The following is a 23,688-nucleotide window of genomic DNA, read 5'->3' as shown; positions in this document are numbered from 1 at the left end:
ATGCAGGACTGGATTCACGAGCGCACGTCCGCAGCGGGATACGGACGTTACGAGGTTTCGGCGTACGCACAGCCGGATCGCCAGAGCCGGCATAACCTCAACTACTGGCGCTTCGGCGACTATCTGGGCATCGGCGCGGGCGCGCATACGAAGCTCTCGTTTCCCAACCGCATCGTGCGCCAGGCGCGCTACAAGCATCCTGCGACCTTCATCGAGCAGGCGCGGGCGGGCACGCCGATCCAGGAAGAGCACGAAGTGAGCGCGCGCGATTTGCCGTTCGAGTTCATGCTCAACGCGCTGCGACTCGTGGAGGGTTTTCCGGTGCATCGCTTCATCGAGCGCACGGGCCTGCCGATCACGACGATTGAACCGGCGCTGCAGGAAGCCGAGCGGCGCGGACTCATCACGCGCGATTACGAAAAGATCGCGCCGACCGAATTGGGGCAGCGCTTCCTGAACGACTTGCAGGCGCTGTTCCTGAAAGACCCGCACTGAGGTCGACCTGGATCGACTGGGCGAGTGCCGCCGCGCTTGCGTTTCGGGTTACAATGCGCGGCTCCGGAGGTGTGGCAGAGTGGTTGAATGCACCGGTCTTGAAAACCGGCGAAGGGGTAACCCTTCCGTGAGTTCGAATCTCACCGCCTCCGCCAATTCGTGAAACCTGGCGCATCACAGCGCCAGCGTGTCGTCAAAGCGCCGGCCGTCGGGCCGAAACGCCGCTGATCAACGCAATGCTGTCCCCGCGCCACGTGAGAATGCGCGCCCATCGGCGGTCCATCAATAATCAGGATGGCGAACTATTTATCGCGATAGCAGGCCGCGCTTAGCCATGTCGCGGCTGCACCCGTGCGGACGGCTCGTCGGCGCGACACGGCATTAGGGGTCGAACCCACAAAACGATTCAGCAAACTGTGCGCAATTCACTAGGTGAAAACCCTAATCATGAGGTAAAATCCTACCCATCGATGGGAAGATCACCATGCCGCACCAATACCAACTGCTCGAAAAATTCGCGTTTTCGCTTGTCGTCCTGTTCGCCGTGATGTGCTCCAGCTACATCGCGTGGGAAACCTCGCCCAACCTGCGTGACAATTTCCAGGTCGGCAAGGAGCTGTTCCTGAAGAGCGGCGAGTACTCGTACGCCTGCGCAACGACCACCGCCGATCCCTGCGCGCAGTTCCCGGTTGAATAAGCAGCCTTAAGCACCCTCGTCGTTTCGCCCGTCCCGTGCGGTACGCGGGAGAGTTCTAGTTGCTTCCGGCTGCGTATCGTCTAAGCTCGATTCAGGTTCCGCTTCCGAGCTTGTTCGACATGCTCATCCGCGTCCAGTTGTCTTGCGGTTCATCCGCACCTCGCGCCTTCCTCGCACGGCGCCTCGGTCTGGTTTTGCTGTTCGCGATTCTCGGGTGCCTCGGCGCCTGTACGATCACGCCGCCGCCCAAACCGCTCCTCGTCATTCCCCCCGCGGCGATCAACAGCGCCTCACTCGACGACTACCGCACTACGGTCGCGAAGCATATCGTCGCGCACAACCCCACCTACGTTCTGCACGGCTCGCCGCAGGCGATGCTGCGCTCGCTCGTGGTCGTGTCGTTCACGGTCAATCGTAATGGGCAGATCGTGAAGTCGTCGGTCTATCGGACCAATGGCGACGACGAAGCCGAAGCCACCGCCCTCGCCACACTGCGCCGTGCCGCGCCGCTGCCGCCACCGCCCGGCGGCCTGCTCAATTCCGCGGGCCAGCTCGATATGTTCGAGGACTGGCTCTTCAACGACAACGGCAAGTTCCAGTTGCGCACGCTCGCTACGCCACAAGCGCAGAACTACCAGTGACCCGCCTGCTTTGGCCGCCTGTTTTGGCCGCCTGCTTACGCCCGCCTTGCTGCACGGCGCGCACGGTCGTTATAATTTTTCGCTATCCCCAGCCGGCGCCCGCCGGCCATGCTTCTCGCCACGCGCCATCCGCGCCGCCGCGTGAGGCTCCGACCGCGCTCCCGCCCTTTCGCGCCTATCGGCGCGCGCCCTGCCCGGTCAGGAATCAACGCGCACAGCCCGTGCTGTGCAATGCATACTGGCGAAGCGTCGCCGGCTGACGGACGCCAGAGCGTCGAACGCCCACCACGCGCCCCGCCACGCTTCGAGCCTGAACAAAGACGCCCGCGCGAGCCTCGCAAAGCTCAGGCGTAAGCGCGTCACAACGACTGGAGACCCTTGCATGTCCACTTCACCCATTTCGCCCGCGCGCGCCGACGAGGCAAACGCAGCGAAGCAGCAAAGCACTGCGCGCGTGATCTTTGCCAGCTTTATCGGCACCGCAATCGAGTTTTACGACTTCTATGTGTACGCAACGGCCGCCGCGCTCGTGATCGGCCCCGTGTTCTTCCCGCACGGCTCGGCCACGGCGCAGGCGCTCTCGGCGTTCGTCACCTTCGGCATCGCGTTCGTCGCGCGGCCGATCGGCTCGTTCATCTTCGGACACTTCGGCGACCGCATCGGCCGTAAATCGACGCTGGTGGCGTCGCTGCTGGTCATGGGCCTCTCCACCACGCTGATCGGCTTCTTGCCCGGCTATGACGCGATTGGCAGCCTCGCACCGATCCTGCTGTGCATCCTGCGCTTCGGCCAGGGCATTGGCCTCGGCGGCGAATGGGGCGGCGCCGCGCTCCTCGCGACCGAATACGCGCCGCAAGGCAAGCGCGGCTGGTTCGGCATGTTCCCGCAGCTCGGGCCGTCGGTTGGCTTCCTCGCTTCGAATGGCCTCTTCTTCGGGCTCGCCTCGACGCTCTCCGACCAGCAGTTCCGCGACTGGGGCTGGCGCGTGCCGTTCATCGTCTCGGCGGTGCTCGTCGCGCTCGGTCTGTACGTGCGCCTGAAGATCGCCGAAACGCCCGCCTTCAAGGCCGCTGTCGAGCGCGACGAACGCGTCAAGGTGCCCGTCGCGACGCTGCTCTCGCAGTACTGGTGGCCGACGCTGCTCGGCGCGCTCGCCATGGTCGTGTGCTACACGCTCTTCTACAACGCCACGGTGTTCTCGCTCTCGCACGGCGTGACGGCGCTGCACATTCCGCGCCCGACCTTCCTCGGCATGCTGTGCATCGCCGTCGTGTTCATGGGTATCGCCACGCCGATCTCGGCCTGGCTTTCCGATCGCTTCGGCCGCAAGCCGGTGCTGATCGTCGGCTGCATTCTGGCGATTCTCTCGGGCTTCACGATGGAGCCGCTGCTCGGCAGCGGCGCGACGCCGCTCGTGCTGCTGTTCCTCGTAATCCAGCTGTTCCTGATGGGCGCCACGTTCGCGCCGATGGGCGCGCTGTTGCCCGAGCTGTTCCCGACCAGCGTGCGCTACACGGGTGCGGGCGTGGCGTACAACCTGGGCGGCATTCTCGGCGCTTCGGTCGCGCCGTATATCGCTCAGGTGCTGGCCGCGCGCGGCGGTCTCTCGTGGGTCGGCGCGTATGTGTCGATCGCGGCCTGCGTGAGCCTGTTCGGTGTCCTGTGCATGCGTGAGACGCGCCACAGGTCGCTCACGTAACGCGTTGCCGCATTAACGAAAAAGCGGAGCCCGCCTCGCGGACTCCGCTTTTTTTGTGTTCTTCCGTAGCGCCTTTTTGATCGCTTTGGGCAGGCGCGATGCGTGTCTATACTCGATTCAACAGGCGGGGAGCGATCTCCCGGGGGAGCCGACAATGAACCTGCACCTGAGCAACGCCGACATTGTTCTGATCATCGCCCTCGCTCTGGGCATCTCCCTTCTGCTGGCGTTTCGCCTGCGCACCGCAAGTTGGCGCGCGGTCCTGCTCGAAGCGCTGGCGGCGAACGCCGCGGCAATTGCCGCGGTCGTCGCGATTGAAATGCTGCTTGCCTGAAGGCCGCCGTGCCGCAAACGCCGCGCCGCTCAGTGAGTTGAGGGGCGATCAGCGATAGTAATAGCCGTGATGGTAGCCGCCGCCGTAGTAGCCGCCGGCCGGCACCACGACGCAGCCGCCCAGCGAGGCCGCGAGCAATGCGCCGGCGATGAGGGTAAGCGTCAATCGTTTCACAGTTTTTCTCCCTTCAAGTCAGTGTCTGTGTCCAGCCATGCGATGTCGGGCTGGACGGTTACGATTGAACACGACGGCGAAGGCGTGAGGCGTTGCAATTTGTAAGCAGCGGTATGGCCCATGTAACAGCACGAGCGCCCAAAGCCTTTTACACGCGCGGCGAGCCGCGCGCATGCAATACAAGCGCGACACTTTTAACAAGCTCGTAATGTGAAACCGCCGGGAAAGCACGCGGCAAGCATGCGCCGTCCCGCGAAAACTCAAGCGGCGTGCACGCGCGCTGACTGCGCAGATGCGCCGCCGTCGCGCGCCGGGTAGATGCGATCGACGGCATCGATCGCTACCTGCACGGGCGGCACGTGATGGCCGTCGCCGATCGAGATCGAGCGATTGGGCGCACGCACGCCGCTGTGCTCGGCGTCGGTCGAAACGAAGACCATCACGGTCGGCTTGATGAGCGCATGCGAGAGATGCACGAAGCCCGTGTCGGTACCGACCACGAGCGCGCAATCTTCAATGCGCTGTGCGACCTGCGAAACCGTGAGGCGCGGCAGCACCGTCGCACCTGGGATGAGCGCCGCAATCTCGCGCGCCGTGGCGTGCTCGTTGTCGCTTCCCCACGGCAGTTCGATACGCAGGCCACGCGCGATCAAGGCATTGCCCAGCTCGCCCCAATGCTCGACTGGCCACTTCTTCTCGTCTTTCGAGGTTGCGTGAAAGAGCAGCGCCGTGGGCGCGTCAGGCGCGGGCAGCGCGGTGCCGTCGCGCGGAATGCGCATCTGGAATTCAGGCGGCGTGTCGACCGTGTAGCCGAGCGCTTCGCTAGCGCTGATACGCATGCCGTGCCACGCATCGCACTTCGGACGCGGCCCGAAGCGGCCGTTGTACGCGAAGGCTGCGCCGCGCTCGCCGAGGTCCTGCGAGAGATAGCCGAAGCGGCGACGCCCGCGCGCGAGAAACGCGATGATCGCGCTCTTGTACACGCCGTGAATGTCGACGATCGCGTCGTAGCGGTACGCGCGCAGTTCCGAAATCGACGCCCAGATCGACTTGAAGTCGCTCCAGCGGCGCGCCTTCTTGAAGCGGCGCAGCGGGGCGCAGAGCACGCGGTCGACGCCCGCGTTCCAGCGCACGATGTCGGCAAAGGCCTCGTCCGCGGCCCAATCGACCTTGACGCCAGGAAAAGCGCGCTGCACGTCGGCAACGACCGGAAGCGCCTCGACGATGTCGCCGAGCGAAGTCACTTTGACAATCAAAACTCGTTTCATTGTGCTGCGGACCGCAAGGCCCGATATTCCAGTCTTCAAGGGATTTCCGGAGATTTTAACGGACGAAGCTTGCGGCAACCTGCGAATAGTCGATCCCGTGCGAACGATATCTGTCCCTTTCTTACTGATGCTTCGTGCGGCATCGACAATGCAGTGCCAAAAAGAGGCCGGGCCCGACACGCCAAAGCGCGTCGGGCCCGGTATGGACGACCCGTCGAGGGATCGCTAAGCGCGGTCAACGGCTAGTAGATGACGACCGGTGCGGGTCTCACGTACATGGGCCGCGCCGGCACGACGATGCAGCCCGCCAGCGTAATCGCGAGCACGGCCGCCGCGAGCAGTCTTTTACTCATGTCAGGGCTCCCTTTGGCTCGAACGGTCAGGCGGCCCAGTGGCCTTCGACCCAGTGCCAGTTCGGGCCGTGCGCGATCCAGTGGCCCGCCACCCAGTGATAGCCGACACGCTCAGCTTGCCAGTGGCCCTTCACCCACACGTATTGGCCGTGGTCCCAGCGCCAGTGGCCCTTGTCCCAGACGTAGCCCACGCGCGCAGCCGGCACGACTTCCACGCGCTCTACGGGCGGCGCTGCGCTCGGCTCGACCACGATGATTTCGGCAAGCGCGGGAGCCGCGACAGCGCACGTGCCAGCGGCGACGATCGCTGCCTTGGCGATGAAGAGGCGAATGGAGTTGTTCATGTTGATCACCCTTGATTTTTGACGCCTTGATTGGCGTTACCCGATCAATGCGCGAGCACGGCGTTGCGCTGACAGCGGCGGTGTAACGGCGCAGGGTGAAGTGAAACGGAATATTTCGGTCAGGCGGACGGCCGCGCAAGCGCGCAGCGCGGGAGAAGAAAAACGCGCGGGAGAGTGAAGCGATACGACGCGAGACGATTCGACGAACGACACGCGCGCAGCGCTGCGGCTGCGCGCGTTGAAACTCAGGCCTGCGGAATCTCGATCTTGACCTCGAGCACTTCGAGATCGTCCTGACGTTCGAGGCTCACGCGAATGTCTTCATCGGAGATCTTCACGTACTTCGAGATCACCGCGACCAGTTCGCGTTGCAGGGCCGGCAGATAGTCGGCGGGCGGATGGCCGCCTGCGCGCTCGTGAGCAATGATGAGCTGCAGGCGTTCCTTCGCAACCGACGCGGACTTTTTCTTCTCGCCGAGAAAAAACGAAAGAAACGACATGACGTTCGCCTCCCTTACTTGCTACCGAAGAGGCGCTGGAGCAGGCCCGGCTTCTGGTAATCGGTGAAACGAAGCGTCTTGTCTTCGCCGAGAAAGCGCGACACGACGTCCTTGTACGATTCGGCGACGTCGGTGCCGTCCATATGCACGGCCGGCAGACCCTGGTTCGATGCGTGCAGCACGGCTTCCGATTCGGGAATCACGCCGATCAGCTCGATGCGCAGGATTTCCGAGATATCGGAAAGCGAGAGCATCTCGCCTTCGCTCACGCGCTTCGGGTTGTAGCGCGTGATGAGCAGGTGCTCCTTGATCGGGTCCTTGCCTTCGATTGCGCGCTTGGTTTTCGACGACAGCATGCCGAGGATACGATCCGAGTCGCGCACGGAAGACACTTCCGGGTTCGTCACGATGAGCGCTTCGTCGGCGAAGTGCATCGCGAGCAGCGCGCCCGATTCGATGCCCGCGGGCGAATCGCACACGATGTACTCGAAGTCCATCTTGCGCAGGTCCTCGATCACCTTCTCCACGCCTTCCTTCGTGAGCGCGTCTTTATCGCGCGTTTGCGAGGCCGGCAGGATGAAGAGGTTTTCGCACTTCTTGTCCTTGATGAGCGCCTGATTGAGGTTCGCCTCACCCTGGATCACGTTGATCAGGTCGTACACGACGCGGCGCTCGCAACCCATGATGAGGTCGAGATTGCGCAGGCCCACGTCGAAGTCGATGACCGCGGTCTTGTGACCGCGCAACGCGAGGCCCGATGCGAAACTCGCGCTCGTGGTCGTTTTACCGACACCACCTTTGCCCGAAGTCACCACAATGATTTTTGCCATTCCCTTACCTTGCGTTCGTCAGTTTCTCAGTTTGGTCTCATCGCGTACTGCTCGAGCACTTCGTGCAGACGCCCGAACAGCGACTCAGGTGAGCCTCAACGGTTCGATCAACAGCTTTTCTTCCTCAAGCCGGATTTGCGCCGGCTTGCCCCGCACGTCGTCGGCGAGTGGAACTTCAGTGGTACGGTAGATGCCCGCAATCGAAATGAGTTCCGCCTCGAGGCTCGTGCAGAAAATGCGTGCGTCGTGGTTGCCGTGCACGCCCGCGAGCGCACGGCCGCGCAACGGCGCGTAAATGTGGATGTTGCCCTCGGCGATCACTTCCGCGCCGTTGGAAACGAGGCCGAGCACGACCACGTCGCCCTTCGCGTAGATGCGCTGGCCCGAGCGCAGCGGCCGGTCGATCACGAGTGTGGGTTCCGCACGCGCGCCCGATGCGCCAGCGTCGAGCGCCGCAGCGGCGCTCACCGTTGCCGCGGCGCTCGCTTCGGCGGCGGCCGGGTCCGTCTCGGTCGTGAAGAGTTCGGGCTGTGCCGCGGTGGCTTGCGGTGCGGCCGAGGCAGAAGCGCTGGCCGCAGTCGTGGCCGAACCATTCGACGCCTCGCTCTCGCTTGCCGCTTCTTCGGCCGATGCCTTCGCACCCGCGCCGCGACGGTCGCGCGCCTCGAGCAACGGCAGGCCGGCCGCGGCGGCCCAGCCGTGTTGCTCGGGCTGCGCAACGACGCCTACCGGGCGCATGCGCACGCTTTCGAGCAGACGCGCGATATCGCCGAGCGCGACCTGCTCGCCGTCGGCGAGACGCCGCACGTCGATCGCGACGGTGTCGTTTGCGAAGAATTCGGGCGTCGCCTCGAAGCGCCGCGTGAGCTCGGCGCGCATGGCATCGAGCTCGGTCGTCTTGACCACGAACAGAAGCGTATCGACTGAACCGCTCTTCAGTTCAAAATATGGCGATTTCCTGGGCGACATGGCGTTCGGCTAAAAATTTTGCGTATTTTACAGGCGCGGACGCACACGGCCATTATTTTTAATGGTGTATTCGGCCAAATTCACTGCTGGATGCGCACAATCCACGCACAAACAAAAATGGCGCAAAAAAAGCGCGCGAAGCGCGAGCGCGAACGATCGGGTTCGGTCTGTCGTACGGAGCGAAGTGAAGAAGCGGGAGCGCCGCCGCGCGCAGCGGCGCGAACGGCGGGCGTTACGGCGAAGAAGCAGGTGAAGAAGCGGCCTTGGTGTGCTCGCCGAGCGTGCGCATGAGCAGCGTTTCCCACTGCTCGGGCTGTTGCTGGCTGCGCGCGTGGTCGCCGGTGGCCACGAAGCCGAGGCGCTCGTAGAAGCGCATGGCCGTGGTGTTCGCGTCGGTGATCCAGGCGTAGACCTGCGTGGCGCCTTCGCTCACGAGCCAGTCGATCGCGCTGTTCAGGAGCAGCTCGCCGCCGCTCAGATGACGCACCGCAGGCGCGACCCACAGCGCCGAGACGAACGCGCGGCGCGCCGGCGCGCTCTCGAAGCTCGCGCCGATCAGACCGGCCGGATGGCCCTCGGTGTAAAGAATGAACGACGTGCCCGTGTGCGAAACCGCATGCCGGGCCGCCGCGGCGTCGAAAACGGCGGCATCGGCGGATAGCGCGTCTTCGAGCGTGTCGCCGAATGCATAAGGCGCGTCGCGCAGCGAAGCTGTTCGAAGCTCGCGGAGCACGGCACCCTGATCGGCGGCGATACGGCGAACGGTCAGTGACGGACTCATGCAGTCGTAAACCCCAATAAAGCGCTAACGCGTAGCTTTAACCGAACTGGCTTGAGAGTCAAATCCTTATTTGACAATTGCCGGCAGACCACGCCACGCGTGGAAACCTTGACAGACGGCCGCAGAGGCCGCACAGCCGCGCTCACGGGGCCTCGTAGGCGCCTGTGCCGTCCGGCCAGGGCGTGAGGAGTTCGTAGCCGTCTTCGGTCACCGCAACCATGTGCTCCCATTGCGCCGAGAGCGAGCGGTCCTTGGTGACCACCGTCCAGCCGTCACGTTGCACCGTCGTGCCGGCGCGGCCCGCGTTGACCATCGGCTCGATCGTGAAGACCATGCCCGGCTTGAGGCGCACGCCCTGCCCCGGCTGGCCGTAGTGCAGCACCTGCGGTTCCTCGTGGTAGACCTTGCCGATGCCGTGGCCGCAATACTCGCGCACGATCGAGAAGCCGTCGCCTTGGGCGCGCTTCTGGATGGCGTTGCCGACGTCGCCGAGCGTCGCGCCCGGCTTCACCTGACGGATGCCCGCGAGCATCGCCTCGTAGGTCGTGTCGATCAGTTGGCGGCCCACCGTGCTCGGCTTGCCGACGCAGTACATGCGGCTCGTGTCCCCGAAAAAGCCGTCCTTGATCACGGCCACGTCGATGTTGATGATGTCGCCGTCCTTGAGCACCTCGCCGCGATTCGGAATGCCGTGGCAGACCACGGAATTGACGGACGTGCAGATGGTCTTCGGAAAGCCGAGGTAGCCGACATTGGCCGGCACGGCCTTGAGCGTGTTGACGATGTAGTCGTTGCAGAGGGCGTCGAGGTCGTCGGTGGAGACGCCCGGCTTCACGTGCTCGCCGATCATCGCGAGCACGTCGGCGGCGAGCCGGCCCGAAATGCGCAGGCGGGCGAGATCGTCGGCAGACTTGTAGGTGATAGGCATCTGTGGACCGATGTGGGCGCGGCGGTGCCGGGAAGCACTGCGCCGCAAATTCAAAGGAGCGATTGTACCGGCGCTGCAGCATCGCTAGCGCTGCAACCCGCGTCATCCCGCGTCATCCGTATGACGCCGGGGGCGGAATTTTCAGATATCTCCGATTGTTCGAGCGCAAGCCGCCGTCAAGAATGAGAAATATCTTACATCGCGAGCAGGCAGTCCGATCATGACCTCAAGTAATCCCGCCCCCTCCTCCACTCCGAATACGGCGCTCAACGTCCTGATCGCCTTGCCCACCTACGACAACTCGGTGCATTTCGACTTCGCCATGGCCTTGGCGCGCCTCATGGAAACGCTCAAGGAACGCGGCATCCGCTACGAGTACATCCACACGGCTTCGTCGCACATCATCCGCGCGCGCAATTTTTTTGCGAATTATTTCTTGAGCCATCCCGAGTTCACCCATCTCCTCTTTCTCGATACGGACATGGACTTCTCGCGCGAGGCCGTTTTGCGACTGATCGCCGGCGACAAGGCTGTGGCCGGCATTGCCTGCCCCTACCGCTTTTTCGACCGGGAAAAGCAGATCACGAGCGCCGACGTGGGGCTCACCCTGCGCGAATGGCAGGAAAAGACGGTGGACTACAACACGGCGATCCTCGCGGATGACGCGGGCAACAGCGTCGTGTCCGACGGCTGGGCCGAAGTGAGTCATATCGGCACGGGCATCTTCCTCGTGCGGCGCGACGCGCTGGAGGCGATCGTGGCGCACACGGAGCTGTACCGCCCGCCCGCGCAGTACGCGGGCTATCTGCCGGACGGCAAGTTCCATGCGTTCTTCGACACCGTGGGCGAAAACGGCGTGTATCTCTCGGAAGACCTGTCGTTCTGCCGGCGCGTGCGTGCGGCGGGCAAGTCGGTGTGGGCGCTCGTCGACGAAAAGATCGTGCATCACGGCGGATCGTCGATTTCGGGTACCTACTTGCACGCGCTGAAGATGCGCGGCCACATGCAGAAGTGAATCTACGCCCCGGCATGCGTGCCGGAGCGTGGGCAGACAATGAGCAGAAAAGCAAAAACCCCTGCAGCGGTTAAGCATGCAGGGGTTTTCTGAATTTGGCGGAGAGGGTGGGATTCGAACCCACGGTACGGGGAAACCGTACGCCTGATTTCGAGTCAGGTACATTCGACCACTCTGCCACCTCTCCGGTGTACTGCCTTTTTACCGCTTCTCTAGTCTTGGTCGGCGACCAGAGAAGCGAAGATTATAGAACATTTTTTGAAATCTGCAAGCCCTCTTTGGGGAAAAATTACGAGGGCGAGCCGTTTCAGGCGCCCGCTTCGAGACGCGCCACGCCACCCATATACGGACGCAGCACTTCCGGCACGGTGACCGAACCGTCCGCTTCCTGATAGTTCTCCAGCACGGCTACGAGCGTGCGGCCCACAGCGAGGCCCGAACCATTGAGCGTGTGCACGAGTTCCGGCTTGCCCTGCGCGTTGCGGTAGCGCGCTTGCATGCGGCGCGCCTGGAAGGCTTCCGTGTTCGAGCAGCTCGAAATTTCGCGATACGTGTTCTGCGCCGGCAGCCACACCTCGAGGTCATAGGTCTTGGAAGCCGAGAAGCCCATGTCGCCCGTGCACAGCGTGATGACGCGGTACGGCAGGCCGAGCTTCTGCAGGATGGTTTCCGCGTGCACCACCATCTGCTCGAGCGCGTCGTACGACGTTTCGGGCGCAACGATCTGCACCATCTCGACCTTGTCGAACTGGTGCTGACGGATCATGCCGCGCGTGTCGCGGCCGTACGAACCGGCCTCCGAGCGGAAGCACGGCGAGTGCGCCGTGAGCTTGATCGGCAGCGCGCTGCCTTCCACGATGCTCTCGCGCACGGTGTTCGTGAGCGAGATCTCCGAGGTCGAAATGAGGTACTGCGTGACCGTGTTCTCGCCGCCGCCCTTCTCCACTCGGAACATGTCGTCGGCGAACTTGGGCAACTGGCCCGTGCCGTACAGAATTTCCGGGTTGACGATGTACGGGGTGTACGTTTCCGTGTAGCCGTGCTCCAGCGTGTGCGTATTGATCATGAACTGCGCGAGCGCGCGGTGCAGGCGCGCGATCTGGCCGCGCAGCATCGTGAAGCGCGCGCCCGAGAGCTTCGCGCCCGTCTCGAAATCGAGACCGAGCGGCGTGCCGACGTCCACGTGATCCTTCACCTCGAAGTCGAACGTGCGCGGCGCGCCCCAGCGGCGCACTTCCACGTTGTCGGCCTCGTCCTTGCCCGCGGGCACGCTCTCGTGCGGCAGGTTCGGCACGCCGAGCAGCAGGTCCGAGAGCTTCGACTGGATCTCGTCGAGCTTGGCGGCCGACGTCTTCATCTCGTCGCCAATGCCGCCCACTTCGGCCATGACCGCCGAGGTGTCCTCGCCGCGGCCTTTCATCGCGCCGATCTGCTTCGACAGGCTGTTGCGGCGTGCCTGGAGCTCTTCGGTGCGGGTCTGGATGGCGCGGCGTTCCGCTTCGAGCGCGGAGAAGGCCGCTACGTCGAGGGTGTAGCCGCGGTCGGCGAGGCGCTTGGCGACGCCGTCGAGGTCTTTGCGCAGCAGCTGGATGTCGAGCATGGGATTGTGAGACGCAGTTTCGTTGTGTGAAGGGACGATTTTAGCGCACCGGCCGGGGCAGCCCGGCGCGGCGGGTATCAGCCTTTGCGCTTGCGTTCGCGGATTTCGTCGCGCGGGTTGCCCCGATTCGCTTCGCGCCATTGCGCGTCGAGGTCGGCGAGGCGCGCGAGCTTTTCGCCGATCTTGCCTTCGAGCCCGCGCGGCGTGGGCTGATACCAGCGTGGCTCGCGCATGCCGGCGGGCAAGTACGTTTCGCCGGCGGCGTAGGCATCGGGTTCGTCGTGCGCGTAGCGGTACTCGTGGCCGTAGCCCAGCTCCTTCATGAGTTTGGTCGGGGCATTGCGCAGATGGATGGGCACCGCGCGCGACTGATCCTTGCTCACGAAGCGCCGCGCCTCGTTGTACGCGTTGTAGCCCGCGTTCGACTTCGGCGCGACGGCCAGGTAGATCACGGCCTGCGCGAGCGCGAGTTCGCCTTCGGGCGAGCCCAGGCGCTCGTAGGTTTCGGCGGCGTCGAGCGTGATGCGCCCGGCGCGCGGATCGGCGAGACCGATGTCCTCCCACGCCATGCGCACGATGCGCCGCGCGAGATAACGCGGATCAGCGCCGCCGTCGAGCATGCGGCAGAACCAGTACAGCGCGCCGTCCGGGTTGCTGCCGCGCACCGACTTGTGCAGCGCGCTGATCTGGTCGTAGAACGCGTCGCCGCCTTTGTCGAAGCGGCGCAGGTTCTCGGCGAGCGCGCTGCCGAGCAGTTCGCCGTCGATCTCTGTCTTCTTCTGCTGCGCGGCCGCGCGCGCGACGATTTCGAGGTTGTTCAGGAGCTTGCGACCGTCGCCGTCGGCGGAACCGATCAACGCCTTTTTCGCTTCGTCCGTGAACGTGAGGCCGCCCAGTTCTTCGCTCGCGCGCGCAAGCAGTTCGCCCTGCTCCTCCTCGTCGAGGCTCCTGAGCACGTACACGGCCGCGCGCGAGAGCAACGCACTGTTCACCTCGAACGACGGGTTTTCCGTCGTCGCGCCAATGAAGACGAAGAGGCCCGACTCCACATGCGGCAGGAAGGCGTCTTGCTGGCTCTTGTTGAAGCGATGAACCTCGTCGACGAATACGAGCGTCTGGTGACCACGCGCGCGATGCAGTTGCGCCTGTTCCACGGCCTCGCGGATATCCTTCACGCCCGAAAGCACCGCCGAGAGCGCGATGAACTCGGCGTGGAAGGCGTCGGCCATGAGGCGCGCGAGGGTGGTCTTGCCCACGCCCGGCGGCCCCCAGAGGATCATCGAATGCGCTTCGCCGGACTCGAACGCGACGCGCAGCGGCTTGTTGGGCCCGAGCAGATGCTTCTGGCCGATGACCTCGTCGATGGAGCGCGGGCGCAGCCGTTCGGCGAGCGGGACGTTGGCACGGGTTTCTTCAAACATGACGTTTTCGCGATAATGACGGCTTTCCGGCTGGCCGTTCGTTCGGGGAAGATTCGGGGACACAGCGTCCGACACCCCAAAACGGCCCGCCGCACCGGATGCAGTCGTGCATTATGACAGCGTGTGCCGCAGCGCGAAGCCCGGTCTGAGCCGCCCAGGCTGACGGAACCGGACAAAACAGACAAAACATACGATACAGAGGAAAGCGTTCCACATGACCCAAGATTCGCAAGCCGGCGAAGCCGGTTCCACCTACGCGCCGAACGTCCCCGTCCCCGACGCGCGCCGCCAGTTCCGCACCGGCGATGCCTTCGCGCTGTGGTTTTCGCTCGGCATCGGCCTGCTGGTCGCGCAGGCGGGCGCGCTGCTCGTGCCCGGCCTCTCGCTGCCGCACGCGCTGCTCGCCATCGTCATCGGCAGCGTGATCGGCGTCGTGCTGCTCGCGCTCGCGGGCGTGATCGGCACGGACACGGGCCTCGCCGCCATGTCGTCGCTGCGCCCGACGCTCGGCGTTCGCGGCGTGTCGGTGCCGGCCGTCATCAACATGGTGCAGCTCGTGGGCTGGGGCTCGTTCGAGATCATCGTGATGCGCGATTCCGCCGATGCGCTCGCCAAGCAAGCCTTCGGCCTCTCGATGCCGCTCGTCTGGACCGTGATCTTCGGCGTGCTCGCCACGCTGCTGGCCGTGAGCGGCCCGCTCTCGTTCGTGCGGCGCTTCCTGCGCACGTGGGGCATCTGGCTCTTGCTCGCGGGCGCGGCCTGGCTCACGTGGAGCCTGCTCGTGAAGCAGGACCTGGGCGCGCTGATGCGCCGCCCCGGCACGGGCGAAATGCCGTTTGGCAGCGCCATCGACCTCGTGGTGGCAATGCCGCTCTCGTGGCTGCCGCTCATCGCCGACTACACGCGCTTCGGCCGCAAAGCCGGCGAAACTTTCCGCGGCACGCTGTTCGGCTATGGCATTGCGAACCTGTGGTTCTACGCGCTCGGCGCGATTTACGGACTGGCCGCGGGCGGCGGCGACGCGCTCCTCACCACGGCACTCGCGCAGGCCGGTGGCGGCCTCGCGCTGCTGCTCGTGCTGATCGACGAAATCGACAACGCGTTCGCCGATATTCACTCGGCCGCGGTCTCGACCAGCACGTTCTGGACGCGTGCCAGCGTGCCCTGGCTCTCGGCCGCGTTCGGCGCGCTGTGCACGCTGATCGGCCTTGTCGTGCCGATGGCGAAGTACGAGAACTTCCTGCTCTTCATCGGCTCGGTGTTCGCGCCGCTCTTCGGCGTGGTGCTCGCCGACCACTTCATCGTGCGCCGCCGCCGCATCGACCCCAAGGCGCTCGCCGACCTGAACGGCGCATACGGCTATTCGGGCGGCTGGCACGTGAGCGCGTTCGTCGCGTGGCTGGTCGGTTTCGGCGCGTATCAGGCGCTCAACCAGTGGCTGCCGAACCTCGGCGCGACGCTGCCTTCGCTCGTGATCGGCGGGCTGTGCTATCTCGTGCTTGCTGGGCGCCGGCGCGCGGCCTACGCGTGACGCTCCGTACTTCCGTTGGGCAATAAAAAACGCCACGCTTCGCAGCGTGGCGTTTTTGCTTTCGGCGATGCGATAAAGCTTATTCGCAGTGGCCGCAGCCGCCGTGCGAATGACCGTGATGATCGTGATGCGCGTGGTCGTCGGCAGGCAGATGCTGCGCGGCCTGTGCCGTGATCCCCAGGCGTTCCAGCAGCTTGCGGTCGGCTTCCGCCTGCGGGTTGCTCGTGGTGAGCAACTGGTCGCCGTAGAAAATCGAGTTTGCGCCTGCCATGAAGCACAGCGCCTGGAGCGCGTCGTCCATCTGCTCGCGGCCCGCCGAGAGACGCACCATCGCCTTCGGCATCGTGATGCGCGCAACCGCGATCGTGCGCACGAACTCGAACGGATCGATCGGCTCGGTGCCTTCGAGCGGCGTGCCCGTGACCTGCACGAGATTGTTGATAGGCACCGACTCCGGGTACGGCTCCATGTTCGCGAGCTGGGCGATCAGGCCCGCGCGCTCGCGGCGCGACTCGCCCATGCCGACGATGCCGCCGCAGCACACGTTGATGCCCGCGTCGCGCACGCGTTCGAGCGTTTCGAGGCGGTCCTCGTAGGTGCGCGTCGAAATGATCTTGCCGTAGAACTCCGGCGACGTATCGAGGTTGTGGTTGTAGTAGTCGAGGCCCGCGTCGGCGAGCGCCTTCGCCTGGTGATCTTCGAGCATGCCGAGCGTCACGCAGGTTTCCAGACCCATCGCCTTCACGCCGCGAATCATGTCCTTGATCGGCTCGAGGTGGCGATCCTTCGGATTGCGCCATGCCGCGCCCATGCAGAAGCGCGTCGCGCCGTTGGACTTGGCCGCGCGCGCCGCGTCCAGCACGGCGTCGACTTCCATCAGCTTGCCGGCTTCCAGTTCCGTGTCGTGATGCGCGGATTGCGGGCAGTACGCGCAGTCTTCCTCGCAGCCACCGGTCTTGATCGAGAGGAGCGTGGAAAGCTGCACGGCGTTCGCGTCGAAATGCTCGCGATGGACCTGCTGCGCGCGAAACATCAGATCGTTGAACGGCAGTTCGTAGAGCGCGGCGACGTCGGCGACTTTCCAGCGCGCGGCGGCTTCCGCTGCGGCCTGGGCGCTCGGCGCGGTGGCCTTGAGCGTCGTAATGTCGATGTGGGTTTGCGTCATGGTGTCGGGGTCCTTCTTTACGTGACTGTGCGTCTCGGTCTATTAAGCGTTTGCGCGCAAGCGTGCGAGCAACGCGTCGATATTCAGATGTTCGGCTGCATCGTCGGCGCTCGCGCCGCGCATATGCGGCACGACGCCAATGAGCGGCGCGCCGTACTGGGCGGCGAGGCGCTCGCGCAGCGCGTCGATGTTTTCTTCGGGGAACGTCATGGCCGGGTCGATGCGGTTCGCGACCCAGCCGGCGAGCTTCAACCCGCGCGCGGCAATCGCTTCGGCCGTGAGCAGCGCGTGGCTGATGCAGCCGAGGCGCATGCCCACCACGAGCACCACGGGCAGACCGAGCGCAACAGCAAGATCGGCGGTGTCAACGGTCGCCGTGAGGGGCACGCGAAAGCCGCCCACGCCTTCCACGACGATGGCATCCGCGCGCTCGCGCGCCGCCTCGTAACAATCCACGATGCGCACCATGTCGAGCGACACGCCTTCGAGCGCGGCGGCGATGTGCGGCGCGGCGGGCTCCTTGAGCAGGAACGGCGTGCGGATCTCAGGCGGCAGCAGCACGCTCGCAGCGGCGTCGAGCTGATCGGCGTCCTCGTTGTGCCAGACGCCGTCGCGCTCGTAGGCGCCCGCGGCGATCGGCTTGAGCGCCGTGGCGCGCAACCCCGCGTGGGTGAAGCCGCGCAGCAGCGCTGCGCTCACGAAGGTCTTGCCGATCTCGGTATCGGTGCCGGTGACGAAAAGCGAAACCGTCATTGCGCAAGCTCCTGGGCTTCGTGGCTCGCGCGTTGCAGCGATGCATTCAGGCGGTCGAGGTCGGCGTCCGAATGCGCAGCCGAGAGCGAAATGCGCAGGCGCGACGTGCCTTCGGGCACGGTCGGCGGACGAATGGCGGGCACCCAAAGGCCGTCGCGCTCGAGCGTGGCCTGCAGCGCCAGCGTCGCTTCGTTCGTGCCGATGACGAGCGGTTGCACGGCCGTATGCGAATCGACGGGCTGCCAGCAAGTCTCGTTGAGCAGCGAACGCGTGCGAGCGATCAGATGCTTGAGGTGCGCGCGGCGCGCATTGCCCTCCTCGCCTTCGATCAAACGCAGGCTCGCGGACACCGCATGCGCAACCGCCGGCGAAGAAGCCGTCGTGAAGATGTACGGACGCGCGCGCTGCACGAGCCATTCGATCACGGTGCCGTGCGCGCAAACGAACGCGCCCGAAACCCCTGCCGCCTTGCCGAGCGTGCCGACCATCACGAGATGTTCCGAGCGCAGCGCGGCTTGCGCGAGCGCGCCGCGGCCTTGCGGGCCAAGCACGCCGAAGCCATGCGCGTCGTCGACCACGAGCCACGCGTCATGCTTCTCCGCGAGTTCGACGAGACGCGCGAGCGGCGCGACATCGCCGTCCATGCTGAACACGGTGTCGCTCACGATCAGCTTCGCGCTCGCGTCGGACGCTTCGAGCATCGCGGCCAACTTCGCCATGTCGGCATGCGGATAGATCTGGATATCGGCGCGCGAGAGCCGCGCGCCGTCGATCAGCGAGGCGTGGTTGAGCGCGTCGGAGAAGATCGTCGTGCCGCGGCCCGCGAGCGCCGTGAGCACGGCGAGATTCGCCATGTAGCCGGTGCTGAAGTACAGCGCGCGCGGCGCATCGACGAAAGTGCCCGCGAATGCCGCGAGGTCGTCTTCGAGCTGCGCATGTGCCCGCGAGTGGCCGCCCAGCAGATGCGAGCCGCCGCTACCCGCGCCGTAGCGCTGCGCGCCTTCGGCGATGGCCGCGACCAGTTGCGGATGCGCGGCGAGACCGAGATAGTCGTTGCTGGCAAAGCCGATAGTCGAGCGGCCGTCCACCTGCATATGCGCGTCGCACGGCGTGTCGGCGGTGCGGCGGCGGCGGCGCAGGCCGCGCGCGTCGATGTCGCGCAGGCCGTGTTCGAGGGTGTCGAGCAATGACATGTCAGAGGTCCTCCGCGACGGTGGCGTCGAAAGTCTCGCGCGTGCGTGTTGCGAGGAACGCCTGCATTTCGTTGTCCAGAATATACGGCGGCATGACATAGACCGTCGTGCCGATCGGGCGCAGCAGCAGTTCGCGCTGCAGCGCGTTTTCGAAGAAGCGGCGCGAAAACGTCGCCGCGCGCTGCGGGTCTGCGAGCGCCACGTCGAACGCGAGGATCGTGCCGCACTGGCGCAGGTTGCGCACGAGCGGATGCGCAGCGAACGGTTCGAACAGCGCGCGCAGTTGAGCCGATTTGCGTACGTTCGCGGCGAGCACATCGTCGCGCTCGAACAAATCGAGCGTGGCGAGCGCGGCGCGGCACGCGAGCGGATTGCCCGTGTACGAATGCGAATGGAGAAAGCCGCGCGTGGTGTCGTCGTCGTAGAACGACTCGTAGATCGCGTCGCGCGACAGCACGATCGAAAGCGGCAGATAGCCGCCGCTAATGCCCTTCGAGAGCGTGAGCAGATCGGGCCAGATGCCCGCCTGCTCGCACGCGAAGAATGTGCCGGTGCGCCCACAGCCCACGGCGATTTCGTCGGCGATCAAATGCACGCGATAGCGGTCGCACAGCGCGCGCAAGCCCTTGAGATACGCGGGGTCGTGCATCGCCATACCGGCCGCGCACTGCACGAGCGGCTCGACGATCAGCGCGGCGATACGTCCTTCGCGCTCGATGAAAAGGCGCTCGACATCGGCGAGCGCGCGGGTCGCGACATCGGCGGCCGTTTCGCCGGGCTGCGCCGCGCGCGCGTCGGGCGACGCCACCACATGCGCGTGATGCAGCAACGGATCGTAAGCATCCTTGAAGAGCTTCACATCGGTCACGCCGAGCGCGCCGATGGTTTCGCCGTGATAGCTGTTGGCGAGACAGACGAATTCGCGCTTGTCGCTCTCGCCGCGGTTGCGCCACGAGTGGAAGCTCATCTTCAGCGCGATTTCGACCGCCGACGCGCCGTCGGAAGCGAAGAACGCGTGGCCGAGTACACCGCCCGTGCGCGCGGAGAGACGCTCGGCAAGCTCCACGGCGGGCTCGTGCGTACAGCCCGCGAGCATGACGTGCTCGAGCGTGTCGAGCTGCGCCTTGAGCGCGGCATTGATCGACGGATTCGCGTGGCCGAAGAGGTTCACCCACCACGAACTGATCGCGTCCAGATAACGGCGGCCCTCGCGGTCATGCAGCCACGGGCCGACACCCCGCGCGACGGCCACGAGCGGCAGGCGCTCGTGATGTTTCATCTGGGTGCATGGGTGCCACACGGCGCGCAGGCTGCGAGCGACCCAGTCGGTCGCGTTCGCGCCGCGATCTTCGCGGGCAAGGTGAGATTGCGAATTCAAATACGACTCCCGATACGACAGCGGGACCGAGATTAACGTGTTCGCTGCCGCAATGCACTACCCCGAAAATCGCCCGGCAATGCGCAGCGGCGCGGCGTTTCGAGCCGTTCGGGACAACTCGGAACCGATGGAAAACAAAGACCAGAAATGCGCGGAGATGAAGACGGCAAAGTGAACCCGCCTTATGCAAAAAATCTGCGGGCCTGTGTGAAATTGCAGAACGTGGGATGGCGCGCCCGATATTTTTGGCGACGCGTGGCAAGCGTGATGGCGCGTGAAAGTCAGACGATATGGCGCGACGCTATGGGATGCGTGCGAGGAGACGGGCTGGCGGGGACACCAGGCAAAGCGGGCCGCCAAAAGCAACGCGGCCCGCTAAGGGGCCGCGCAATGCTGAAGCGATGAAGAGCCCGGCAGCAGCCGGGCAGCGATCGTTACCGGCTCGCCAGCGGGTGGTCGCTCTCGTCGGCGTTGTTGTCAGCCGTGGCGCGCGTCGTGTCGCTGTCGCCGCTCTGTGCGGTCTGCGTGCCGCCGTTGTTCCACACCACCGTGTTGTTCACGGCGTAGAGACGGCACGGATCGGAGCTGTGCTTCTCGCAGTTCGAGATCGCCACGGCCATCGGATTGTCGCCGCCTTCGGCCCAGGACCATGCGCCGGAATCGGACACCGCGAATGCACGGCTCGGGTACTGCTTGAGGAAGTTGCGATAACCGTCGCGGCCCGCCTGGTCGACGAAGGGCACCGCGCCGACGGAGTCGATTTGCGCGAAGCCGGTGCCGCGCGGTGCGACCTGCGTGGCCACACGGTACTGCACCGCCGTCGGCAGACCACGGTTCGCGAGGAACGCCTCGACCGTGGGCCACCAGATCTTCACGCCGTCGCGGTCGCCCACGAGGCGATGCGCGTCGTTCTTGTAAGCGCCGAAGTCCACGAGCTTCGCCGTCGCTGCCGGGTGGTTCTCACCCGTTTGCGCGTCGCGGTAAGCAGCGAACATCTTCGTGACGAGATCGGGCGACCAGACCGAGTCGTTGTCGCCGTAGAGCCAGAGCGAGGCTACGCGGGCTTTGCCGCCGTAGTTGCCGAACGCCTGGGTCAGGTTGTTCTGCCAGCCCGTGCAGGCGTCCTGGCGCAGGCCGCCCGAGAAGTTGATGAGCGCACGCACGCCGCTCGCCGCCTCGGTGCCATAGGCCATGGTGGCGAGGCCCCCGTGCGAGGTGCCCGCGACGATGATCTGGCTCGCGTCGACATAGGGCTGCTTCGACATGAAAGCGATGGTGGATGCAACGTCGGCCGCCTGGCCAAGACCGTTGCTCGCGACGTCGCAACCGTCCTGCTGATACGAGCCGCCCGAATCCGCGAAGCCCTGGCGGTTCGGCGCGACGACAACATAGCCGCGGCGCACGAATTCGCGCGCGAACGAAAGCGGGTCGCTGCGAGCCTGGAGGTGCGGGTCGCCGGGAATCTTGCCGTGGTTGAAGATCACCATCGGGAACGGGCCGGGGCCGTTCGGGCGGTAAATCGTGGTTTCGAGCGTGACGTCGCCGGAGGCATCCACGGGAACGCGGACCACCTGCTCGTTCATCGTGGCGGGCACGACCGGCAGATACGCGTCGTCGAGCGCGATACGCGGCACGTTGGCGCTGCCGAGGGGGCCGCCCACCAGGTTCGCTTGACCGGCGTTCGCGGAATGCGTTGCGGAAGTGTTGGCAGTGAGTTGCGGGTTAGCGCTCGCACTTGCCGGATCGGAAAGCGACGCTGCGTGAGCAACCGAAAGCACGCACGCGGTGCCGGCTACGACCCATCCGGTAAGGAGCTTCCTGAACGCCATGCGCTACACCACCTGCAAAAGACCTGCTGCCATGAACTCGCCAATCGTCCGACCGTAACCTGTGCTTCGCGCCCTTTCAGGGCACAACGAGACACCGTTGCGCCTGGCCGCGAAGCCAGGAGCGGGTGTGACCCGTGACGTGGGATTGCATCGATCGGAACACCTGCGCGGCGCAGTTCTATCGATCAGACCCGCCGCCAGCACCGTTTGCAGTCGATACGCGCATCAAGTGAGAAGACTTCTTCACTATGCACTTACGTATCGCGCGAGGCACCGTGATTAGATACTCGCACGACAAATATTTGTTGTGCAATTCAGGGGTAACCCGGCATAACGCATGCCAACTGCCCGCGGGCCCAAGAGGCACGGCGCCCCCGCGGCGTTCGATGCGTGGCGAAACGTGCGAGCTTTTAAAAAAGGTCCGGGTGACGAGCGTCGCGCGGGGGCAACAGCGCGTGATTTGTTCAGTAAGCGCTTGTTTGTAAAGGCATTATTTTCGGCGCCATGGCGGCAAACCGGGGCAGGAATCGGCAGCGGCTAATGACTGCAATCGTCAGCCATTCGTTAGCCGGGCGAAACATCGCCGTCGACATAGCGCCAGCGGCCGTCGTCCCCGCGCGTGAAGCGGCTCGTCTCGTGCAGCCGGTAGGCGCGGCCGTCCGTTTTGTAGCGCGCGACGAATTCGACGATCGCGTGCGTATCGTCGCGTTGTTCGTGGCGCTTGACGGCCAGTCCGAGCCAGCGCGGCGCGCCTTCGGCTGCGGGATCCACGTCGAGATCGGAGGGACAGGTCTCGGGCGCCCACGTCGAGCGCAAATACACTTCGTCGCCCAGCACATAGGCCGTGTAGCGCGAGCGCATCAGTTCGAGCGCCGTGGCGGGAACCGCCGCGTCGTCGATGAAGCGGCCACAGCACTGCGCGTAGCGCGGCGCCTTGGCGGGCGCTTTCTGGTTGGGCGCGGCGCCGCCGCAGGGACAATCGGCGGGCCGGTTGGCGGGCAAGGAAGCGCGCGCAGATTTAGCGTTCATGAGTCGAGTGGCTCCGTTGCGAAAGGCCGCAAGCGTAGCGCAGACGGGCGGCGCTTTACCAGTCGAGCTCAGTCCCGTCGTACTGGAAGAAGCGGCCATTGAAGACGTCGCGCGCGGCAGCCGCCTCGGCCACGACCTCGCGCATGCCCGCGACGCTCGCCGCCGGGTCGATCGCCGCGTGCGCGCCGCCCATGTCGGTGCGCACCCAGCCCGGATGCAGCGCGACGCAGGTGGCGCGGCGCGTTTGCAGCGAGGTGATCTTCAGCACGTCGTTGAGCGCGGCCTTGCTCGCGCGATAGAGCCAGCCCGTCGTGCCCGTGGTCTCTGCAATGCTGCCCATGCGGCTCGAAAGCACGCCGAGCACGCCGTGGGCTTCGTCGACGAGCGGCAACAGAACCGGGATCAGTTGCATCGGACCGCGCACGTTGGTGTTCATCACGTATTCGAAGTCTTCGGCCGTGATGGATTCGACGCCTTCGGTGCGCGGACCATACACGCCGGAGACGATGAGCGCCACGTTGAGCCGCTCGCCATCGAGCTTGCCCCCAAGCGCAGCGATTTCCTCGGGCTGCGCGATGTCGAGCTGGAAGGTCTGCGCGCCGATTGCGCGCAAAGCTTCGAGCGCTTCGGGCCCGCGCGCCGTGGCAAGCACCCGCCAGCCGGCCTTCGCATACTGCCGCGCGAACTCGAGACCCAGTCCGCGCGACGCGCCTACGATCAACGCTGTTTTCATCTCGTCACCTTGTCTGTGCATTGAAACC

At 65.1% G+C, this 23,688-nt stretch carries 23 protein-coding genes, 2 tRNA genes and 1 pseudogene; 8 read left to right on the top strand and 18 right to left on the bottom strand.

The features are described from left to right. The 6 genes and pseudogenes from VSR72_RS28200 to VSR72_RS28175 form a co-directional block, all read left to right on the top strand. Positions 1-495: pseudogene (locus tag VSR72_RS28200) on the top strand (oxygen-independent coproporphyrinogen III oxidase-like protein); the annotation flags it as partial. A 65-nt stretch (positions 496-560) separates the two neighbouring features. Further along, a tRNA-Ser gene (locus VSR72_RS28195) sits at positions 561-650 on the top strand. A gap of 329 nt (positions 651-979) precedes the next feature. Then, complete coding sequence (locus VSR72_RS28190; protein WP_321913890.1) at positions 980-1,192, top strand: hypothetical protein; 213 nt, start codon at positions 980-982, stop codon at positions 1,190-1,192. Positions 1,193-1,311: 119 nt separating this feature from the next. After that, positions 1,312-1,833, top strand: a complete 522-nt coding sequence (locus VSR72_RS28185) for a TonB family protein (protein ID WP_342955622.1) — start codon at positions 1,312-1,314, stop codon at positions 1,831-1,833. Positions 1,834-2,215: 382 nt separating this feature from the next. Then, positions 2,216-3,532 (top strand): MFS transporter, encoded by a 1,317-nt coding sequence (locus VSR72_RS28180; RefSeq protein ID WP_342955621.1) that lies wholly within the window; start codon positions 2,216-2,218, stop codon positions 3,530-3,532. A gap of 154 nt (positions 3,533-3,686) precedes the next feature. Then, a complete protein-coding gene (locus VSR72_RS28175; RefSeq protein ID WP_133185845.1) occupies positions 3,687-3,866 on the top strand; it encodes a hypothetical protein in 180 nt (59 codons plus the stop codon). A gap of 48 nt (positions 3,867-3,914) precedes the next feature. On the opposite strand, the gene VSR72_RS28170 is transcribed toward VSR72_RS28175, so the two are convergent. The 8 genes from VSR72_RS28170 to map all read right to left on the bottom strand — a co-directional run bounded on the left by VSR72_RS28170 (position 3,915) and on the right by map (position 10,013). Further along, a complete protein-coding gene (locus tag VSR72_RS28170; protein WP_256094537.1) occupies positions 3,915-4,040 on the bottom strand; it encodes a hypothetical protein in 126 nt (41 codons plus the stop codon). A gap of 260 nt (positions 4,041-4,300) precedes the next feature. Next, complete coding sequence (waaC, locus tag VSR72_RS28165; protein ID WP_342955620.1) at positions 4,301-5,308, bottom strand: lipopolysaccharide heptosyltransferase I; 1,008 nt, start codon at positions 5,306-5,308, stop codon at positions 4,301-4,303. A gap of 379 nt (positions 5,309-5,687) precedes the next feature. Continuing rightward, a complete protein-coding gene (locus VSR72_RS28160; RefSeq protein WP_342955619.1) occupies positions 5,688-6,005 on the bottom strand; it encodes a YXWGXW repeat-containing protein in 318 nt (105 codons plus the stop codon). A gap of 245 nt (positions 6,006-6,250) precedes the next feature. Continuing rightward, positions 6,251-6,505 (bottom strand): cell division topological specificity factor MinE, encoded by a 255-nt coding sequence (gene minE, locus VSR72_RS28155; protein WP_027795398.1) that lies wholly within the window; start codon positions 6,503-6,505, stop codon positions 6,251-6,253. 14 nt (positions 6,506-6,519) lie between these two features. Beyond that, positions 6,520-7,335, bottom strand: coding sequence for a septum site-determining protein MinD (gene minD / locus VSR72_RS28150; protein ID WP_342955618.1), 816 nt, complete (start codon positions 7,333-7,335; stop codon positions 6,520-6,522). 84 nt (positions 7,336-7,419) lie between these two features. Further along, the gene (gene minC / locus VSR72_RS28145; protein WP_342955617.1) at positions 7,420-8,304 is read right to left on the bottom strand and encodes a septum site-determining protein MinC; all 885 of its coding nucleotides are present in this window, start codon (positions 8,302-8,304) and stop codon (positions 7,420-7,422) included. A gap of 232 nt (positions 8,305-8,536) precedes the next feature. Next, positions 8,537-9,085 carry a GNAT family N-acetyltransferase gene (locus VSR72_RS28140; RefSeq protein WP_342955616.1) on the bottom strand — a complete coding sequence of 183 codons (549 nt, stop codon included), beginning with the start codon at positions 9,083-9,085 and terminating at the stop codon, positions 8,537-8,539. Between the two features lie 142 nt (positions 9,086-9,227). Further along, a complete protein-coding gene (gene map / locus VSR72_RS28135) occupies positions 9,228-10,013 on the bottom strand; it encodes a type I methionyl aminopeptidase (RefSeq protein ID WP_342955615.1) in 786 nt (261 codons plus the stop codon). A gap of 220 nt (positions 10,014-10,233) precedes the next feature. Between map and VSR72_RS28130 the strand changes: the two genes are divergently transcribed. Beyond that, positions 10,234-11,028, top strand: a complete 795-nt coding sequence (locus VSR72_RS28130; RefSeq protein ID WP_342955614.1) for a hypothetical protein — start codon at positions 10,234-10,236, stop codon at positions 11,026-11,028. Between the two features lie 96 nt (positions 11,029-11,124). Here VSR72_RS28130 and VSR72_RS28125 read toward each other — a convergent pair. The 3 genes from VSR72_RS28125 to VSR72_RS28115 form a co-directional block, all read right to left on the bottom strand. After that, positions 11,125-11,215, bottom strand: a tRNA-Ser gene (locus VSR72_RS28125). A gap of 120 nt (positions 11,216-11,335) precedes the next feature. Continuing rightward, on the bottom strand, positions 11,336-12,628 hold the full coding sequence (gene serS, locus VSR72_RS28120; protein ID WP_342955613.1) for a serine--tRNA ligase: 1,293 nt from the start codon (positions 12,626-12,628) through the stop codon (positions 11,336-11,338). Positions 12,629-12,705: 77 nt separating this feature from the next. Further along, the gene (locus VSR72_RS28115; protein ID WP_342955612.1) at positions 12,706-14,049 is read right to left on the bottom strand and encodes a replication-associated recombination protein A; all 1,344 of its coding nucleotides are present in this window, start codon (positions 14,047-14,049) and stop codon (positions 12,706-12,708) included. A 214-nt stretch (positions 14,050-14,263) separates the two neighbouring features. Here VSR72_RS28115 and cytX point away from each other — a divergent pair, with 214 nt between their 5' ends. Further along, positions 14,264-15,580 carry a putative hydroxymethylpyrimidine transporter CytX gene (cytX, locus tag VSR72_RS28110; RefSeq protein WP_342955611.1) on the top strand — a complete coding sequence of 439 codons (1,317 nt, stop codon included), beginning with the start codon at positions 14,264-14,266 and terminating at the stop codon, positions 15,578-15,580. Between the two features lie 79 nt (positions 15,581-15,659). On the opposite strand, the gene bioB is transcribed toward cytX, so the two are convergent. The 7 genes from bioB to VSR72_RS28075 all read right to left on the bottom strand — a co-directional run bounded on the left by bioB (position 15,660) and on the right by VSR72_RS28075 (position 23,660). Continuing rightward, positions 15,660-16,745 (bottom strand): biotin synthase BioB, encoded by a 1,086-nt coding sequence (gene bioB / locus VSR72_RS28105; RefSeq protein WP_342955610.1) that lies wholly within the window; start codon positions 16,743-16,745, stop codon positions 15,660-15,662. Between the two features lie 42 nt (positions 16,746-16,787). Next, on the bottom strand, positions 16,788-17,498 hold the full coding sequence (gene bioD, locus VSR72_RS28100; RefSeq protein ID WP_342955609.1) for a dethiobiotin synthase: 711 nt from the start codon (positions 17,496-17,498) through the stop codon (positions 16,788-16,790). Beyond that, positions 17,495-18,691, bottom strand: a complete 1,197-nt coding sequence (bioF, locus tag VSR72_RS28095) for an 8-amino-7-oxononanoate synthase (protein ID WP_342955608.1) — start codon at positions 18,689-18,691, stop codon at positions 17,495-17,497. Before bioF ends, bioD begins: the two co-directional genes overlap by 4 nt. A gap of 1 nt (position 18,692) precedes the next feature. Next, entirely contained in the window at positions 18,693-20,069 is a 1,377-nt protein-coding gene (gene bioA / locus VSR72_RS28090; protein ID WP_342955607.1) for an adenosylmethionine--8-amino-7-oxononanoate transaminase, read from the bottom strand. A gap of 434 nt (positions 20,070-20,503) precedes the next feature. Next, entirely contained in the window at positions 20,504-21,898 is a 1,395-nt protein-coding gene (locus tag VSR72_RS28085; protein WP_342955606.1) for a CocE/NonD family hydrolase, read from the bottom strand. A gap of 564 nt (positions 21,899-22,462) precedes the next feature. Next, entirely contained in the window at positions 22,463-22,927 is a 465-nt protein-coding gene (locus VSR72_RS28080) for a YchJ family protein (protein WP_342955605.1), read from the bottom strand. A gap of 55 nt (positions 22,928-22,982) precedes the next feature. Continuing rightward, the gene (locus tag VSR72_RS28075) at positions 22,983-23,660 is read right to left on the bottom strand and encodes an SDR family oxidoreductase (protein ID WP_342955604.1); all 678 of its coding nucleotides are present in this window, start codon (positions 23,658-23,660) and stop codon (positions 22,983-22,985) included. Positions 23,661-23,688: the final 28 nt, after the last annotated feature.

Source organism: Paraburkholderia sp. JHI869 (genome assembly GCF_038900775.1).
GTDB lineage: Bacteria > Pseudomonadota > Gammaproteobacteria > Burkholderiales > Burkholderiaceae > Paraburkholderia.
This window is presented reverse-complemented; position numbering and strand designations above follow the sequence as displayed.

What these genes read in the sequence shown, in the direction of transcription:
- VSR72_RS28190 (WP_321913890.1), top strand. Translation starts at nt 980, where the DNA reads ATGCCGCACCAATACCAACTGCTCGAAAAATTCGCGTTTTCGCTTGTC.
- VSR72_RS28185 (WP_342955622.1), top strand. Translation starts at nt 1,312, where the DNA reads ATGCTCATCCGCGTCCAGTTGTCTTGCGGTTCATCCGCACCTCGCGCC.
- VSR72_RS28180 (WP_342955621.1), top strand. Translation starts at nt 2,216, where the DNA reads ATGTCCACTTCACCCATTTCGCCCGCGCGCGCCGACGAGGCAAACGCA.
- VSR72_RS28175 (WP_133185845.1), top strand. Translation starts at nt 3,687, where the DNA reads ATGAACCTGCACCTGAGCAACGCCGACATTGTTCTGATCATCGCCCTC.
- waaC (WP_342955620.1), bottom strand. Translation starts at nt 5,308, where the DNA reads ATGAAACGAGTTTTGATTGTCAAAGTGACTTCGCTCGGCGACATCGTC.
- VSR72_RS28160 (WP_342955619.1), bottom strand. Translation starts at nt 6,005, where the DNA reads ATGAACAACTCCATTCGCCTCTTCATCGCCAAGGCAGCGATCGTCGCC.
- minE (WP_027795398.1), bottom strand. Translation starts at nt 6,505, where the DNA reads ATGTCGTTTCTTTCGTTTTTTCTCGGCGAGAAGAAAAAGTCCGCGTCG.
- minD (WP_342955618.1), bottom strand. Translation starts at nt 7,335, where the DNA reads ATGGCAAAAATCATTGTGGTGACTTCGGGCAAAGGTGGTGTCGGTAAA.
- minC (WP_342955617.1), bottom strand. Translation starts at nt 8,304, where the DNA reads ATGTCGCCCAGGAAATCGCCATATTTTGAACTGAAGAGCGGTTCAGTC.
- VSR72_RS28140 (WP_342955616.1), bottom strand. Translation starts at nt 9,085, where the DNA reads ATGAGTCCGTCACTGACCGTTCGCCGTATCGCCGCCGATCAGGGTGCC.
- map (WP_342955615.1), bottom strand. Translation starts at nt 10,013, where the DNA reads ATGCCTATCACCTACAAGTCTGCCGACGATCTCGCCCGCCTGCGCATT.
- VSR72_RS28130 (WP_342955614.1), top strand. Translation starts at nt 10,234, where the DNA reads ATGACCTCAAGTAATCCCGCCCCCTCCTCCACTCCGAATACGGCGCTC.
- serS (WP_342955613.1), bottom strand. Translation starts at nt 12,628, where the DNA reads ATGCTCGACATCCAGCTGCTGCGCAAAGACCTCGACGGCGTCGCCAAG.
- VSR72_RS28115 (WP_342955612.1), bottom strand. Translation starts at nt 14,049, where the DNA reads ATGTTTGAAGAAACCCGTGCCAACGTCCCGCTCGCCGAACGGCTGCGC.
- cytX (WP_342955611.1), top strand. Translation starts at nt 14,264, where the DNA reads ATGACCCAAGATTCGCAAGCCGGCGAAGCCGGTTCCACCTACGCGCCG.
- bioB (WP_342955610.1), bottom strand. Translation starts at nt 16,745, where the DNA reads ATGACGCAAACCCACATCGACATTACGACGCTCAAGGCCACCGCGCCG.
- bioD (WP_342955609.1), bottom strand. Translation starts at nt 17,498, where the DNA reads ATGACGGTTTCGCTTTTCGTCACCGGCACCGATACCGAGATCGGCAAG.
- bioF (WP_342955608.1), bottom strand. Translation starts at nt 18,691, where the DNA reads ATGTCATTGCTCGACACCCTCGAACACGGCCTGCGCGACATCGACGCG.
- VSR72_RS28085 (WP_342955606.1), bottom strand. Translation starts at nt 21,898, where the DNA reads ATGGCGTTCAGGAAGCTCCTTACCGGATGGGTCGTAGCCGGCACCGCG.
- VSR72_RS28080 (WP_342955605.1), bottom strand. Translation starts at nt 22,927, where the DNA reads ATGAACGCTAAATCTGCGCGCGCTTCCTTGCCCGCCAACCGGCCCGCC.
- VSR72_RS28075 (WP_342955604.1), bottom strand. Translation starts at nt 23,660, where the DNA reads ATGAAAACAGCGTTGATCGTAGGCGCGTCGCGCGGACTGGGTCTCGAG.